Origin of the sequence: Aphanothece hegewaldii CCALA 016, assembly GCF_003007785.1 — a bacterium.
In the GTDB taxonomy this organism is placed as follows: domain Bacteria; phylum Cyanobacteriota; class Cyanobacteriia; order Cyanobacteriales; family Microcystaceae; genus Chroococcus; species Chroococcus hegewaldii.
Genome location: NZ_PXOH01000004.1, coordinates 119,972 through 135,567, shown reverse-complemented (window position 1 = coordinate 135,567; position 15,596 = coordinate 119,972). Strand labels below are relative to the sequence as shown.

Below are 15,596 nucleotides of genomic sequence, written 5' to 3'. Positions count from 1 at the left end.
CGGATAGGTTCACTGTACTCTCAGCTTACTATTTTTTCTTAAACGTTTGGAGAATTTGCAATGACTCAACAACTGGATGAAAATCAACTCCTAGAACTCCTAGAACTTGCTAAGATTGCTGAACAAAAGATGAGAGAAAGTAGTAAGAACTTGACCACATTAGCCGAAAAATGGCAAGAAAAAAGCAAATATTCACCAGAAAAAACGCTAAAAAGGTCATAAAGCTACTTTTACTGTTCTAAACGACGTGCGATCGCATTTGTCCAGTTATCTTGCATTTGTGTCACACTGAGATCGATTAATGTTTGCTCTGATGATATTTTTAAGGTACTGTTTAACGTAACCTGACCGATTTTCTTCCAGTTTTGCCCTAGATTTTCCGTAAGGTAATTTTCCCACACTGACTGTAATTCGGGATTAACCGATACTATAATCCGACTTGCAGACTCACCAAAAAGTAAGGTATCTAAACGAGTCTTTAGATCTAATTCTACAGATGCGCCCAGATGACTACCGATACAACATTCGGCTAAAGTAACAGCAATTCCACCTTCAGCGCAATCATGGGCTGATTTAATCCATCCTTGACGAATGCCTTCACGACAGGCTTTTTGTACTAAACGTTCTATCTCAAAATCGACAATCGGGGGTTTTCCCGCAATCGTACTATGAATCGTATTAATATATTCTGAACCGCCCAAAGTCGGAATAACTGAAGAACCGAGTAGATAAATTAAATCTCCTTCATTTTGCCACGCTTGACCGCATACTTTAGTAATATCTGGAATTAATCCTACCATTCCGATCACTGGAGTCGGATAAATGGGTTGTGGGTTGCCATTAGAATCTACAGTTTCATTGTAGAGAGAAACATTACCACCAGTTACAGGTGTAGACATTTCTCGACACCCATCGGCAATACCCCGACAAGCTGATGCAAGTTGCCAGTATCCAACTGGGTTTTCTGGGCTACCGAAATTAAGATTATCAGTAACAGCTAAAGGTTCTGCCCCCACACAGCTTAGGTTTCTTGCGGCTTCGGCGACGGCGGCTTTTGCCCCTTCATAAGGATCTAAATAAACATAGCGTCCATTACAATCGGTTGTAGCAGCGACACCAATGGTAGCAGTACGGGGATCGGCATCAATAGGACGAACGCGAATTACTGCCGCATCTGCTCCACCTGGTAATATAACTGTATTATTTTGAACCTGATGATCGTACTGTCGATAAACCCAGCGTTTCGATGCGATCGTTGGTGTGTCTAATATTTGTAGTAAAATATCATTCCAAGTCTTAGAATCAATCCCCTGAACCGTACAAGCTGGTAAATTTTCTTCTGTCCACTTCCCCGCCTCTATAGCATATGTTGGGGATTCTGTCAATAGTTCTCGATGATAAATTGGAGTATTATCGGCTAAAGCGGTTGCTGGAATATTCGCGGCAATTTCGCCTTTAAATAAAATTCGGACGATCGGTTCTTCGATCACAGTTCCCGCGATCACCGCTTGCAGTCCCCAACGATGGAAAATCTCGATTAATTCCTGTTCTCTGCCTTTTTCGGCAACAAAAAGCATTCTTTCTTGAGATTCTGAAAGTAAGTATTCATAGGGGATCATGCCCGTTTCCCGTACTGGAATTTTATCTAGATCCAGTTCTATTCCGACACCCCCTTTAGCTGCCATTTCCGAGGTAGAACAAGTAATGCCCGCCGCCCCCATATCCTGCGCTGCTACCACTGCACCTGTTTTAAACGCTTCTAAACAGGCTTCAATTAAGGATTTTTCGAGGAATGGATCGCCAACTTGAACCGCTGGGCGATCATCCATAGATTGATCGGTTAATTCTGCACTGGCGAAGCTGGCACCACCCATGCCATCGCGTCCCGTCGTGGAACCGACATATAATACTGGGTTTCCGATGCCTTTTGCCCCAGATTTAACTATTTCGGTGGTTTCCATCAATCCTAACGCCATCGCATTCACTAAAGGATTTCCGCTATAAGCAGGATCGAAATAAACTTCACCTCCGACAGTTGGAACCCCAACACAATTACCATAGTGTGAAATACCTTCGACTACACCTGTAAATATTCGGCGATTTCTGGCATCATCTAGGTTTCCAAATCGCAAAGAATTTAGAATAGCAATAGGACGCGCCCCCATCGTAAAGATATCTCTTAAGATCCCTCCTACGCCCGTCGCTGCGCCTTGAAACGGTTCTACTGCCGACGGATGGTTATGAGATTCGATTTTAAAAGCGAGTCTGAGTCCGTTTCCTAAGTCCACTACACCGGCATTTTCTCCAGGTCCGACAAGAATGCGTTCACCTGTTATGGGAAACTGTTTTAGTAGAGGTCGAGAATTTTTATAACAGCAGTGTTCTGACCACATTACACCAAACATTCCGAGTTCTGCTTTGTTTGGATGACGACCTAAACGACTCACAATTTCTTCGTATTCTTCGGGTTTAATTCCTTCCGAGGCGATTTCTTGCGGGGAAAAAGGAGCAGACATAAAATAACTCTATTGTGGAGACACCGTAAATTATTGTATCTGATTCTCTACTAAAGCCGAGCTAAATAAATACTGCTGGTGAGACGTGAAAAAATTCTCCCAACGCTTTAGCTTGAGATTTACTTATTGATCGTTTTCCATGAACTATTTCTGAAACTACTCCTTTTGAGCCAATTTTCCCAACTAAATCAACTTGTTTTATTTTGTTTTCTTCCATTAGATGCAGTAAAACTTCATAAGGTGTTGCTTGCTCTGGTTTTTCTTGTTTTTCATCGTATTCTTTAATCAATGTACCTATAAGTTTGATTAATGCTATTTCTTCAGGATTTCGGTCTTTTTGCTTCATTAGCTCCAATAAAATACGACGAGCATCATCATACTCTTTCTCATTGTCGATAACTTTGGGTTGATACTTTACTAAAAGCTCACCATAAATCGCTTTATCAATTACAATCATTTTTCCTCTAGACTGAGTTAATGTGTAGTGAGTACAAAGGGGAATAATCCCCTAATAAAATATTTATTCAGTTGTTGGCTGTTTTTTAAAATTGATATTTGTCATAGTCGGCGTGAGTGAGAAAAGTCTCATAAACGATAAATTTTAGGGAATAATCAATTACAGTAATCAACCGATAGGAATTTCCTTTAATGTTAAACACGGTTTTTCCTTTTACAAAGTCTGCCGATGGGTAGGTTTTCCTTACTTGCGTTATGTTACTCCATTCTGCTGCCTCAACCACTTTAATCCAAGCTTCAATCGTTCTCTGTGTATCACCATATTTTGCTGCATCCTTTCTCAGTTGATACTTACCAATTAGCTCCATTAAGACCCCATTGGAGATGACTATCTCATGTTCTCATAATGAGAACTTTATGTCAACTCATTAACTTCACTCTTCTTTTCAGCATCAAGATAGATCAGCCACTTCAAGGCTTTAAGCTAGAATGATTATCTATGAAGCGATCGCATTTCTCCTTATTTCTAACATTTCTTTTACTGAACGGTTGTCGCTCAGAACAATTAACCATTCCTTCTGACACCAAATCTCTTGCAGCAAACCCGACACAAATTCAAACCCAAACTTTAAACCCCAATCGTATTAAAATCTCTTTAGAAAAACTGCCCCCACCTTTTGCCTCAGAAAGTGCGTCTAAATCTCCACAAATATTACCCATTCCAGCACAACCTAAATTAAATGTTCCTCAAGGATTTCAGGTTAATGTATTTGCGGAAAATCTAGATAATCCGCGATGGTTAGCGTTAACCCCAAACGGAGAAGTATTAGTGACCGAAACTCGTCAAAATCGGATACGTTTGCTCAAAGATACCGATAAAAACGGCGTAGCAGATAGTTACTCAACCTTTGCCACTGCCGAAAATGGCTTAGATTTACCGTTTGGTATGGCTTTTGTTAAAGATTCTTTCTTTTTGGGGAATCAAAATGGGGTGTTACGTTTTCCTTTCTCTAAAGGACAAGAAAACTTAAAGGGAAAAGGTCAAAAAGTTGCAGATTTACCAGGGGGAGGTTATCGTCAACATTGGACGCGAAATGTTATCGCTTCACCTGATGGACAGAAATTATATATTTCTATTGGTTCTCGTTCTAATGTCGATATCGAAGAATTGCCCCGCGCTTCGGTACAAGAAATGAACTTAAAAGATAATCGTCTAAGTACTTTTGCGTCTGGTTTGCGTAATCCTGTAGGTTTAGATTTTCATCCCGTGACAGGGGAATTATATACCAGCGTCAATGAAAGGGATGGCTTAGGAGATGATTTAGTTCCCGATTATTTAACCCGTATCCGTCGGGGCGAGTTTTATGGTTGGCCATTTGCTTATCTATTACCAAAATTCCTTGATCCTCGTCAAGTCGAAAATAACCGCAGTCGTAACCCACAATTAGCCGCTAAGACGAAAACGCCAGATGTCTTGTTCCAAGCTCATTCCGCCGCTTTAGGATTGCAATTTTATGACCAGAAAACCTTTCCAACAAAATATCATAATGGTGCATTTGTAGCGTTTCGCGGATCGTGGAATCGCGGTCAGGGAACGGGTTATAAGGTTGTTTTCGTGCCTTTTGGTCAAGATAATCGACCGTTAGGATATTATGAAGATTTCTTGACAGGATTTCTAATTGATGCTAAGGTTCCGAGTACTTGGGGTAGACCTGTAGGTTTATTGGTTTTGCCCGATGGTAGTCTATTAGTGACTGAAGAAATGAATGGACGGATTTATCGTATACAATACAAATAAAAATACACCTTGACACGTTTTTCTAAAATGTTGGTGTTTTTTCCTGACTTTTCCTTAACTTTTTCCAGACTTTTCCAGACTGCTGAAAGCGACTGTCTACGATATATTGTTTTCATCCCTGAAAAAAGGAGTGTGTATCGTGGCAAAGCTAACTAACGGAAATATTTCTTACTGGCGTATGTCATGCCGATTTTTACAGAATAGCTTTTTACACAATAGCACCGACAGCAATCAAGAAAAAAGCGAGATCGAAAAAATTTGGCTATCACGTTTATCTGAAGACTATCTCGAACAAAGTCAGCAAGAAAAAGATAGTATTATTCAATGGTTGTTAGGTGAAGAACAAGAAGTTTGGAATAGTTTAACCAGAGAACAACAAAAAATTAATCAGCAAAGTTTAAATAATCGCTATCAAATTTTAAAACTGCGTTATCTTAATGTCACAGCCACTCAAGCTTATCGTAACTTGATCAATCGTTTGGGTTCTGTGGTGGTTGAACAGCAAAATTTAAAAAACTGGATTACTGCTAATCGTAATGGACAACGCGCCCTCTTAGAAGTTGTGCAAGAAGTTATTCAAGAAATGTTAAAAAGCGATCGCTATCTTTTACAACAAATGTCTTGGATTGCACAATGTACTTGTAATGAAATGTTACGCGATCGTCTCCTTTTAGCGAGTGTTGAAGAATATTGTCTCAAATCTATACAAAATCAATCTTTATTCATCGATCGTTTATTTAACTATATTCATCGTAACCCGAATAATAAAAGTGTTTTGTTACTCCTTGAACCAATGAACTTAGATGATTACAATATCGCTATGGTAAAGACTAAAAATCAAAATTTAGAGCAATTTACTAAAGTGATGCTTGAGGTTAGATATCCCATATCAGCATAATAAATAATCTCAAATTATTCAAAATTGTAGGGGTTTGGTCTCCAAACCCAACTTAGGACTAGATTTAAAGACCAAAATCCTACATCAATTTAAACGACCTGAGCGCATAATACTAATAATTAATCCTAATCCTAAAAAACTCGCAACTGTAAACAAAATATCACTAATAATAACTAAATGAGTCGTTGAAGTTTTAGTGGAAATAATAGCGGCACCTATCGTTAATGAGCCAATTACGATACTAAAAGCTAAACGATTAACAGATTTTTCTAAAGTCCGACGTAGGGGATCTAAATCTTGTAATCTGACATTCCATTGTAAAGTATCTGAAGTTAAACGGTCTAAAAATACATCGATTTGTCGCGGAGATTTAAGGGAAATTGATTTTAAATCTAAAATAGTTCTCAGAGAAGATTGTAAAGGAGTAATTCCAATAAGTTGACGTTCAAATAAATCCGTCATTAATGGCTTAACTTCTTCTAAAAGATTAATTTTGGGATTAAATTTTCGTCCTGCACCTTCCAAATTAGCTAAACTTTTAGCATATAAACCTAAATTCCCTGGAAGTGTCAACTTATTATTTCTAGCAATTTGCAACATCTCATAAACAACCTCACTAAAATTAATTTGAGCTAAATTCAAATTGTAATATTTCCGTAGCATTCGCTCAAAATCCATTTCTAATTGAGGAGTACTAGCGGGTTGGGCTGAGTCTGATAATTTTACCGTCAATTGGCTACATCTTTGGGCATCTAAATCGACAATTGCTAAAAGCATTTCTGTCAAAATCTGTTGAGTTCGAGGATCTAAACGTCCAATCATGCCACAATCTAGAATAGCAACTCGTCCATCTTTTAAATAAAAAATATTACCAGGATGAGGATCAGCATGAAAGAAACCATCAATATAGTATTGCTGAAAAAATGCTCTTAATAAAAGACTCGTGATTTCTTGACGGCGTTCTTCAATGGTTTTTAGGGTTTTAGGTTCACTAAGATCAGCATCTAATAATTGTTCACCATACAACCATTCTAAAACCAAAATTTTTGAGCTACTAAGTTCCCAATACACTTTAGGAATGACCAATTGTTGAGGATCAAACCAGCGTGTTTTCGCTAAGTTTTTCCCTAATTCTTCGGTAAATAAGCCTTCTTGTCTAAAATCTAATTCGGCTTTAACTGCTTTCGTAAAATCGTCGGCTAAATTAACAATATTATAAGTCCGACCAAACTCTGTCATCGCTACAAGTTCAGCAATTCCTCTAATTAATGCGCTATCTTGAGCAACAATTTTATCAATGCCAGGACGCAAAACTTTAATCGCTACTTCTTCTCCATTCAATAATGTAGCACGATGAATCTGACCAATTGAACCCGCCGCAACAGGTTCAGGGTTAATCACTTGAAAAACGTCCTCAATAGGATAGTGTAATTCTTCTTTAATAACCGTTTCAATGGCAGCCCAAGAAACGGGCGGAACTTGAGCTTGTAGAGCGGATAATGCTTCAATATACTGGGGTGGCAATAAATCAGGTCGAGTGCTTAAAAGTTGTCCCAATTTCACATAAAATGGCCCCAGTTCTACTAAAATTTTGCGTAAAGCTTCTGGTGTCGGAATTTGAGGCTCATCGGCTGATCCTCCGGTGAGAAGTCCCCGCATATAGTCCCATCCATTGCGAAGAACAACATCAATAATTTCTTTTTGGCGAGTCGCGTAAGTAAGTGCAAACACAGGCTTAATAATTGAAGCGTATATTTAAGAAAAAGTTAATAAGAAATCATCTTATTAACCCTTTCCCTTTAATCATTATAGTAATTGTTCTAATTGAGGGTTGTCTTGCAGTAATTTCAGTACCTTTTTGATATCTTGGGTTCGCTCCTTATGAACGACTAAGGTCGCTTTGCCATTTCGGACAATTACGACATCCTCTAAACCTATGGTAACAATAACTTCATCGGGATCACCAGCATATAAAATCGAGCCTTGGGTGTCTAAACCAACATGAGTGGCTAACTCGACATTTTTTTGACCTTCTTTTTGTAAAAGTCGTTCTAAGGCGTTCCAGTCTCCTAAGTCATCCCAACCAAAGTCAGCCGGTAAGACATATGCTAACTGGGTTTGTTCCATCAAAGCATAGTCAATACTTTTTTTCTCCAATGTGGCATAAGCGGCGGTTCCTTGTTCTGCTAGAGGACGAATAATATTTGGGGCATATGTATACAGTTCATTCAAGACAACTTCTGCCCTAAAGATAAACATTCCGCTATTCCAACTAAAACGCCCCGTTTCTATAAAGGTTTTGGCGGTGTCTTGGTCTGGTTTTTCTGTAAAACGACTGACGCGGTAAACGGGCAAACCTTCGTATTCTCCCTCATTTTCTCCTTGTTCGATATAGCCATATCCAGTGGAGGGAAAATTAGGCTGAATTCCCAGAGTGACGATCGCCTTTTTGCTTTGTGCGACGGCTGTAGCGGCTTTGAGGGTATTCTGATACGCGGCTTGATCCCCTATCCAGTGATCGGCTGGAAAGAAGCCTACAACGGCATTTTCGCCATAGCGTTTGGCTACTTCTAGGGTTGCCCAAGTCACAGCCGGGGCGGTATCTCGTCCTTCGGGTTCAATGAGTAAGTTAGCTTCTGGTAAATTTGGTAGTTGTTCCCTAACGACATCGGCAACCAACGCAGATGTTATGACCCACAGATTTTCCCATCCTTGCGCTAATGGTAACAAGCGATCGGCGGTAGATTGTAGTAGACTGCTACCAGTTCCATCGAGAGATAAAAATTGTTTGGGTTTTTGACGACGACTCAACGGCCAAAAACGTTCACCTTTTCCACCGGCTAGTATGACGGGAATAAGCACTTTATTCATTGATTCCTCACAGAAAGCGATAGCCCTTATTTTCTGTCGATTTTTTTCAAAGGTCAATCTTGTCGATCGTTTGGGCAGGGATTTCGTTAAATCTTAAATAATCTTTAAGATAAAGATTGTTAAACACAACATTAAGGGTCACTAATATGTTAAATTAGATACAGAATTGAATTCCGTGACAGCACTGGAGGAGCCTGAGCCGCTTACTCCAGTTTTTTTAATTTTCAGAAAGTCCCTTGTGTTAGGTGTGCTACAAGGTGATGACACTTTCTTTAAGTATAATTAGCAATGATCTGTGTAAGAATAGCTATTAAATCTTTGTTCGAGGAAAAAGCTGATGAGTAACGTTACAAGATTTAACCGCAAAAATATAATTTTTACAACGGTTAGTTTATTAATGTCCTATTTTAGTCTTTTTTCTCAAACTCAAGCAGCGACTCTCTATTCTTTAACAACTTTGGACTCTAACTCATCAACTGAAGGTTTTGCCCAAATTAATCAAAATTTTCTCGCATCTAATTTAGTGTCCCTTGAATCTCTTGATACTCAATTGTTTTCTTTAAACACATCTTCTGAAGAAACTAATAAACTTTTGGCAATGACACTAGCTCTCAGTAAAGCTGATACGGTAACTCGTTCAGCATTATCTTTCTCTAAAGTCGTTAATAGCTTAAAACAATTAGAATTTACATTTAATAAAGAGCGAGAACTAGAAGTTAAAACTTTGCCTCAAGTCGGTTTTTCAGATGTTTATGAAGGAATTTACGAGTTTAAAAATTTATATGGTCGCCGCCCAGGTCCTGTAGAAAGATTGGTGGGTGATTATTTAGCTTTCGATCCAAGCGCAGTACCAGCCACTGAACTACCTAAAGCTTATTTTTATAGTAGCAATTCCGTCACAATTGGTATAGCTCAACCAGTTTTATTAAATCAACCTAATGAAGTTTCAGTTGATAATTATATTGCTCAAGGAACGGATCTAAATAATTTCCCCAGAGTGCAAGAAGGTTTAAAACTCAACCGAGTTAAACCCGAAGAACAAAAATTAGATTCAACGCTACAATTATGGCCAAGAAATCCTTTTGCTACAGAAGTTGGGGTTTATGGAGCCAACACGAACAGTAATTTACAACAACTTGAACAGTTTGGCAATCTAGCAGTTGCAGTTAATTTTAGGCTTATACCAAGAGATATTTTACTCAATCAATTAGATTTAGAAGTAGATTGGGTAAATGAGGGTGAATATTCCAATAATTTAAGAGAAAGTGTTGAACGAATTACAGAACAAAATCGACTCAGCCAAGAAAACTTTCAAAATCGAGTAGAATCAAAACAAAAAATCATTTCTCAAAGTCAGCAACAATATCAACGTGCTATTCAAAATAGAATGAGTCAAAATTTCCAAAATTCATCTTATGAAAAACAAAGAAATCAGCAAATACCAGGTTTATCTCGCTATCAAGCACCAAAAATCAATTTAAACCAAACTCCGAAAAATCTCCCCCTCGTTCCGAAAGCGCCTCCATATTCTAATTCCGTACCTAAAACAAATTACACTCAACCCATAGGAGGGAATAACAATTCACGTTAAGATAAACTGTCTATCCCCACAGACGTAAAATAAGCTAAAGATCACCAAATCCTTTTTTCTTCTTAACTTTTTTGGTCTTTTTCTGCGAAGGAGCAGAATAGCCTCTAAAGCCTGGTTGAGGAGCTTGTCCCCCAAACATTCCCCCACCGCCCATACCAGGCATCCCAGCCATGCTGGGCATCCGTCCTTGTCCCATTTGCTGCATCATCGATCGCATTCTGGTAAAATTAGCAATTAGTTTGGTTACTTCCGACTCATCATGTCCAGAACCTTTGGCAATACGACGACGACGACTCGGAGACTTCGCCAATAAATCAGGGTTAGACCGTTCTTCAGATGTCATCGAGCCAATCATCGCTTCAGTTCGTTTAAGTTCGGTTTCGCCTCGTTCAATATCCGCCCCACTTAATTTACCCATTCCCGGAATCAGTTTTAATATCCCGCCCAAAGATCCCATATTCTTGAGCAGTTTCATTTGTTTGAGAAAGTCATTAAAATCGAACTGAGCCTGAAGAATTTTATTTTGCATTTTCTCGACATCGGCTAAGTCGAGTTCTTCTTGTGCTTTCTCAACAAGGGTTAATACGTCTCCCATATTCAGAATGCGAGAAGCCATGCGATCGGGATAAAATGGCTGTAGGGCTTCGACTTTTTCCCCAACTCCCACAAATTTAATCGGTTGTCCCGAAATTTGACGCACCGAAAGAGCCGCCCCACCGCGTGTATCGCCGTCTAATTTGCTGAGAATTGCGCCAGTTATCCCGATTTGTTCATGAAAAGTACGGGTTAGGTTCGCCGCTTCTTGCCCAGTCATCGCATCAACGACTAATAATGTATCATCGGGCTTGACTTTTTGCTTAATTTGTGCTAATTCTGCCATCATGCTTTCGTCAATTTGGAGACGACCCGCAGTATCGATGATGACGGTATCAATATTTAATTCTTTGGCTTTTTCGACCCCTTTTTGGGCAATTTCGACCGGGTTGGCTTCGGTTCCCAGTTCAAAAACAGGTATATTAATCTGTTGTCCGAGGGTGATTAACTGATTAATTGCCGCCGGGCGATAGACATCAGTGGCAACCATCAAACAACTACGCTTTTCTTTGCGGAGGTAAAGAGCGAGTTTGGCTGTAGCGGTGGTTTTACCTGCCCCTTGTAATCCTGCCATTAAAATAACGGTGGGTGCTTTGTCAGCAAGGGCTAGAGGGACATTACTTTCCCCCATCACCTTAACTAATTCGTCGTAAACAATTTTAATAAACTGTTGGCCTGGATTGACACCCGAAATAACTTCAGCACCTAAAGCGGCTTTTTCAACTTCGCTAATAAAAGATTTAACAACTTGTAAATTTACATCAGCTTCTAAAAGTGCGCGGCGAACTTCTTTAAGGGCTTCAGTAATGTTCGATTGGGAAATTTTATCTTGACCGCGTATTTTTTTCCAGGCATCCTCTAAGCGTTCAGCAAGGGCATCAAACATAAAGCGTGTTTTAGATGTATGTTAGTCTAGATTAATATTCATAATGTTTATTCATCCTATCATAGTCGCCCTAAGTTACGGGGCTTATTTCAGGCTCTTAGAATAGAACCAATATTTAAACAGTGTATGGCTAAAGCTGAACGTCGTCCCTTTTTACTCGATTTTGAAAAACCACTTTGTGAGCTAGAATCTCGCATTGAACAAATCCGAAAACTGGCTGATGAGAATCGTGTTGATGTCTCAAAGGAAATCGATCAGTTAGAAGCAAGAGCCGAGCAACTCCGAAAAGAGATTTTTAGTAATCTAACACCGTCGCAACGTCTCCAACTCGCACGTCATCCGAAACGTCCTAGTACGCTAGATTATATTCAAGCAATTACAGAGGAATGGTTTGAACTACATGGCGATCGCAGAGGTGATGATGATCTCGCTCTCATTAGTGGTGTAGCCCGTTTGAATGGTCGTCCAGTGGTGATTATTGGTCATCAAAAAGGACGAGATACTAAAGATAATGTGGCGCGTAATTTTGGCATGGCATCCCCAGGAGGCTATCGGAAAGCGTTACGTTTGATGGATCACGCTAACCAATTTAGTATCCCGATTTTAACTTTTATTGATACACCAGGGGCATTACCCAATATCGAAGCGGAAAAACTCGGACAGGGGGAAGCGATCGCCTATAATTTACGTCAGATGTTTCGCTATGATGTGCCGATTATTTCGACCGTTATTGGTGAAGGCGGTTCAGGTGGTGCTTTAGGAATTGGTGTCGCGGATCGATTATTAATGTTAGAACACTCGGTTTACAGTGTGGCATCACCCGAAGCTTGTGCGGCTATTCTCTGGAAAGATGCCAAAAAATCGGATCAAGCTGCTGTAGCTCTAAAGATGACTTCTCGTGATTTAATGGAATTAGGGCTAATTGATCAAATTGTCACTGAACCATCAGGAGCCGCTCATAATAATCCGCTTCAAACTGCCGCTTTGCTTAAGCAAACTTTAATTGATAATTTAGAGGAGTTGACGGCAATGACTCCGCAACAACGCAAAGATTTAAGGTATCAAAAATTCCGTCAGATGGGTGTATTTTTGGAAGTCGCCGCTTAATTTTTGTTCTTTTTATCAACAAGGATAGGTAATTTATGGGTCTGATCAAATTTTTGCTTTTAGGAATCTATATCTATGGAGCTTGGAAATTTTGGACTGGTTATCGCTCGACTAATTTTAATACCAGTCTACCTAACCGCGCCGTATTAACTCTTTTATGGCCAGTTTTACTTGCCGTTAATCCTGCTTACCGTCAGAATTTTAGAAAAGCTCTTAAAAGCCGAAATTAATGTCAAAATAATTAACGTTTTGGCTCTTTTTTCTATTTGATGATGTTGGCAATTTGTGAATAGCCCTCAAATTGCCTCTCCATATTTAGAGCAATTGATAAATAGCTGAAAGTGTGTCTAAAAAAAATCTTCTACTTAAAAAAAAGCAGAAGAAAAAAAATATTTAAGTTAATTAACCAGCAATTTTCAAAATATCTTCGGCGTGAGTAGAAGTATTAACTTTTTCATCGACATAGCTAATTTTTCCTTCAGCATCAATGATATAAGTTACCCGTTTAGCATAACCGCCACCTGATACATCGTAAGCTGTGGTAATTTTGCCGTTTTTATCAACTAATAATTGAAATGGTAAACCATACTTTTCTTTAAAAGCTTTGTGAGAGGCTTCATCATCCATGCTAACCCCTAAAACCACCATTTCTTTATCTTGATACTGTTGATAGTTGTCTCTAAAGCTTTGGGCTTGTTTGGTACAACCTGGTGTATCATCTTTAGGATAAAAATACATAACGACCACTTTTCCTTTTAAATCAGATAAGGAAACGGTTTTCCCTTCATCATCAATGGTTGTAAAATTAGGTGCGACGGTTCCAACGGTTAAGGTCATAGCTTCTTATTTGTTGTGAAATTGAATAAAGGTTGCTCAAGATAGATCATAAACTTTAAAATAGTTCATAACAAGCAGAAAATCTGATAAAAACCGAATAATGATCACCACATCGACTCAAAAAGAACAATCTGTTAATTATTCTGACGCAACCCGAAAACGCGCTGAACGGGCTTTGTCTTGTTCTCCCTTCCTCCTTCCTCTATTTGCCGCGATGCGAAACGAAAGTATTCCCCTACCGATGATGACGGGACAATCTGGAGTAGACAAGGGTTATACCAAAACACCATTAGCCGAACTGTGGACAGAACGACATTTATTATGGTTAATTAAAGTAGGTTTATTACGGCGAGAAGTCGATGGACAGGGAATTACAGATAGTTTTCGTCTTACGCCACTCGGACGACAACTGGTAGCAAAATGGGAAAATCTAGGGGGAAATTTCCCTAAACCTTCTTTTTGGGATTCTATAATTAATAGTATAAATCGCTGGTTATCTTTATCTTTCTAATATAAATTTGGGAAATCTTAGAGAAGAACACTTTAAAAAATTGAAATATTAATGAAAGGAATAATGGTAGTGGGAACGACTTCTCACGCCGGTAAATCATTTTTGACAACTGCTATATGTCGTATTCTTTCCCGTCGCGGCTGGCAAGTTACCCCCTTCAAAGGGCAGAATATGGCTTTAAATGCCTATGTAACGCCATCTGGGGGAGAAATGGGCTATGCTCAAGCGGTTCAAGCATGGGCGGCAGGAATTACGCCGAGAGTGGAAATGAATCCTATTTTGCTGAAACCTCAAGGAAATATGACCTCTCAGGTGATTATTAAAGGAAAAGCTGAAGGAATTACTAACGCATCTGATTATTATGAAAAATACTTTGATTTAGGTTGGAAAGCTATCGCCACTTCGTTACACCGTTTAGGAATGGAGTTTGATTTGGTCGTTTGTGAGGGGGCAGGTAGTCCGGCTGAAATTAACCTCAAACACCGAGATTTGACCAATATGCGGGTTGCTAAGTATTTAAATGCCTCTACCCTCTTGGTGGTTGATATCGACAGAGGTGGGGCTTTTGCTCACGTTGTCGGAACTCTTGCTTTACTCGAACCTGACGAACGATCGTTGATTAAGGGGATTATAATTAATAAGTTTAGAGGACAGCGATCGCTTTTAGATTCTGGTATTTCTTGGCTAGAAAATTATACGGGTATTCCTGTTGTTGGGGTGATTCCTTGGACAGATATTATCCTACCAGCAGAAGATTCTTTATCTTTGCTCGAACATAATTCTAAAAAAACTCAAAGTGAAACTAAAATAAGTATCATCCGTCTGCCTCGTATTTCTAACTTTACAGATTTTGATCCTTTGGACGCAGAACCATCGGTGGCGATGAAATACGTTGATTTAAAAGATAATTTGGGTTATCCTGATGCGGTAATTTTGCCAGGGACTAAAACAACAATTGCCGACCTCAAGGCTTTACACGATAGCGGGATGGCGGCACAATTAAAAGAATATGCGGCAGCCGGTGGCGTGATTTTGGGTATTTGTGGTGGCTATCAAATTTTAGGTCAGAAGGTCTGTGATCCCCTGCAACTTGAAGGATCAGAAGCCGAATATCAGGGTTTAAATATACTACCTTTGTTCACGACCATTACAACCGAAAAGGTGACTCGTCAGCGTCAAGTAAATTCTACTTATCCTCAAAAAGGTTTACCCATAACGGGTTATGAGATTCATCAAGGAGTCAGCAAAATGCTCGATTTTCCCACAGAATCTTATTTATCTTTGTTTGATGATCCTAGTTTAGGATTAGTCAGTGAGTCTCTATCTATTTGGGGTTGTTATCTTCATGGTGTATTTGATAATAGTCCTTGGCGACGTATTTGGTTAAATCATTTGCGACACAGACGCGGGTTAGGTTCCTTACCCACAGGAATTGCTAATTATCGAGAACAACGAGAAATAATGCTTAATTCTGTAGCTGATTTAGTCGAACAATATGTTAATTTAAGTTCAGTTTTACCAAAGTCGTAAA

Annotated in this window: 15 protein-coding genes; 8 read left to right on the top strand and 7 right to left on the bottom strand. The window is 39.2% G+C overall.

Annotation, left to right across the window (positions count from 1 at the left end):
• Positions 1 to 60 precede the first annotated feature (60 nt).
• Positions 61 to 222, top strand: a complete 162-nt coding sequence (locus C7H19_RS25520; protein WP_181280535.1) for a hypothetical protein — start codon at positions 61 to 63, stop codon at positions 220 to 222.
• Positions 223 to 230: 8 nt separating this feature from the next.
• Here C7H19_RS25520 and purL read toward each other — a convergent pair whose 3' ends face one another.
• The 3 genes from purL to C7H19_RS05265 all read right to left on the bottom strand — a co-directional run bounded on the left by purL (position 231) and on the right by C7H19_RS05265 (position 3,340).
• On the bottom strand, positions 231 to 2,516 hold the full coding sequence (purL, locus tag C7H19_RS05275; protein WP_106455844.1) for a phosphoribosylformylglycinamidine synthase subunit PurL: 2,286 nt from the start codon (positions 2,514 to 2,516) through the stop codon (positions 231 to 233).
• A gap of 61 nt (positions 2,517 to 2,577) precedes the next feature.
• Positions 2,578 to 2,973, bottom strand: a complete 396-nt coding sequence (locus C7H19_RS05270; RefSeq protein WP_106455843.1) for a helix-turn-helix domain-containing protein — start codon at positions 2,971 to 2,973, stop codon at positions 2,578 to 2,580.
• Positions 2,974 to 3,058: 85 nt separating this feature from the next.
• Positions 3,059 to 3,340: a type II toxin-antitoxin system HigB family toxin gene (locus tag C7H19_RS05265; RefSeq protein ID WP_106455842.1), complete on the bottom strand. Its 282-nt coding sequence runs from the start codon at positions 3,338 to 3,340 to the stop codon at positions 3,059 to 3,061.
• Positions 3,341 to 3,471: 131 nt separating this feature from the next.
• Here C7H19_RS05265 and C7H19_RS05260 point away from each other — a divergent pair, with 131 nt between their 5' ends.
• The gene (locus tag C7H19_RS05260) at positions 3,472 to 4,770 is read left to right on the top strand and encodes a PQQ-dependent sugar dehydrogenase (protein WP_106455841.1); all 1,299 of its coding nucleotides are present in this window, start codon (positions 3,472 to 3,474) and stop codon (positions 4,768 to 4,770) included.
• A gap of 139 nt (positions 4,771 to 4,909) precedes the next feature.
• On the top strand, positions 4,910 to 5,668 hold the full coding sequence (locus tag C7H19_RS05255) for a hypothetical protein (protein ID WP_146136491.1): 759 nt from the start codon (positions 4,910 to 4,912) through the stop codon (positions 5,666 to 5,668).
• 84 nt (positions 5,669 to 5,752) lie between these two features.
• Here the strand turns inward: C7H19_RS05255 and C7H19_RS05250 are convergent, their stop codons facing one another.
• A complete protein-coding gene (locus tag C7H19_RS05250; RefSeq protein ID WP_106455839.1) occupies positions 5,753 to 7,399 on the bottom strand; it encodes an ABC1 kinase family protein in 1,647 nt (548 codons plus the stop codon).
• Positions 7,400 to 7,474: 75 nt separating this feature from the next.
• On the bottom strand, positions 7,475 to 8,539 hold the full coding sequence (locus C7H19_RS05245; RefSeq protein ID WP_106455838.1) for a mannose-1-phosphate guanylyltransferase: 1,065 nt from the start codon (positions 8,537 to 8,539) through the stop codon (positions 7,475 to 7,477).
• Between the two features lie 337 nt (positions 8,540 to 8,876).
• On the opposite strand from C7H19_RS05245, the gene C7H19_RS05240 reads away from it, so the two are divergent.
• Positions 8,877 to 10,130 carry a hypothetical protein gene (locus tag C7H19_RS05240; protein ID WP_106455837.1) on the top strand — a complete coding sequence of 418 codons (1,254 nt, stop codon included), beginning with the start codon at positions 8,877 to 8,879 and terminating at the stop codon, positions 10,128 to 10,130.
• Positions 10,131 to 10,164: 34 nt separating this feature from the next.
• Here the strand turns inward: C7H19_RS05240 and ffh are convergent, their stop codons facing one another.
• Positions 10,165 to 11,610 (bottom strand): signal recognition particle protein, encoded by a 1,446-nt coding sequence (gene ffh / locus C7H19_RS05235; RefSeq protein WP_106455836.1) that lies wholly within the window; start codon positions 11,608 to 11,610, stop codon positions 10,165 to 10,167.
• Between the two features lie 126 nt (positions 11,611 to 11,736).
• Here ffh and accA point away from each other — a divergent pair, with 126 nt between their 5' ends.
• Positions 11,737 to 12,717: an acetyl-CoA carboxylase carboxyl transferase subunit alpha gene (gene accA / locus C7H19_RS05230; protein WP_106455835.1), complete on the top strand. Its 981-nt coding sequence runs from the start codon at positions 11,737 to 11,739 to the stop codon at positions 12,715 to 12,717.
• A 35-nt stretch (positions 12,718 to 12,752) separates the two neighbouring features.
• Positions 12,753 to 12,947: a hypothetical protein gene (locus tag C7H19_RS05225; protein WP_106455834.1), complete on the top strand. Its 195-nt coding sequence runs from the start codon at positions 12,753 to 12,755 to the stop codon at positions 12,945 to 12,947.
• A gap of 172 nt (positions 12,948 to 13,119) precedes the next feature.
• Here C7H19_RS05225 and C7H19_RS05220 read toward each other — a convergent pair whose 3' ends face one another.
• Positions 13,120 to 13,554 (bottom strand): peroxiredoxin, encoded by a 435-nt coding sequence (locus tag C7H19_RS05220; RefSeq protein ID WP_106455833.1) that lies wholly within the window; start codon positions 13,552 to 13,554, stop codon positions 13,120 to 13,122.
• 103 nt (positions 13,555 to 13,657) lie between these two features.
• Here C7H19_RS05220 and C7H19_RS05215 point away from each other — a divergent pair, with 103 nt between their 5' ends.
• Positions 13,658 to 14,065, top strand: a complete 408-nt coding sequence (locus tag C7H19_RS05215; RefSeq protein ID WP_425428864.1) for an Npun_F0494 family protein — start codon at positions 13,658 to 13,660, stop codon at positions 14,063 to 14,065.
• 51 nt (positions 14,066 to 14,116) lie between these two features.
• Positions 14,117 to 15,595 carry a cobyric acid synthase CobQ gene (gene cobQ, locus C7H19_RS05210; RefSeq protein WP_106455831.1) on the top strand — a complete coding sequence of 493 codons (1,479 nt, stop codon included), beginning with the start codon at positions 14,117 to 14,119 and terminating at the stop codon, positions 15,593 to 15,595.
• The last annotated feature ends 1 nt before the right edge of the window (position 15,596 follow it).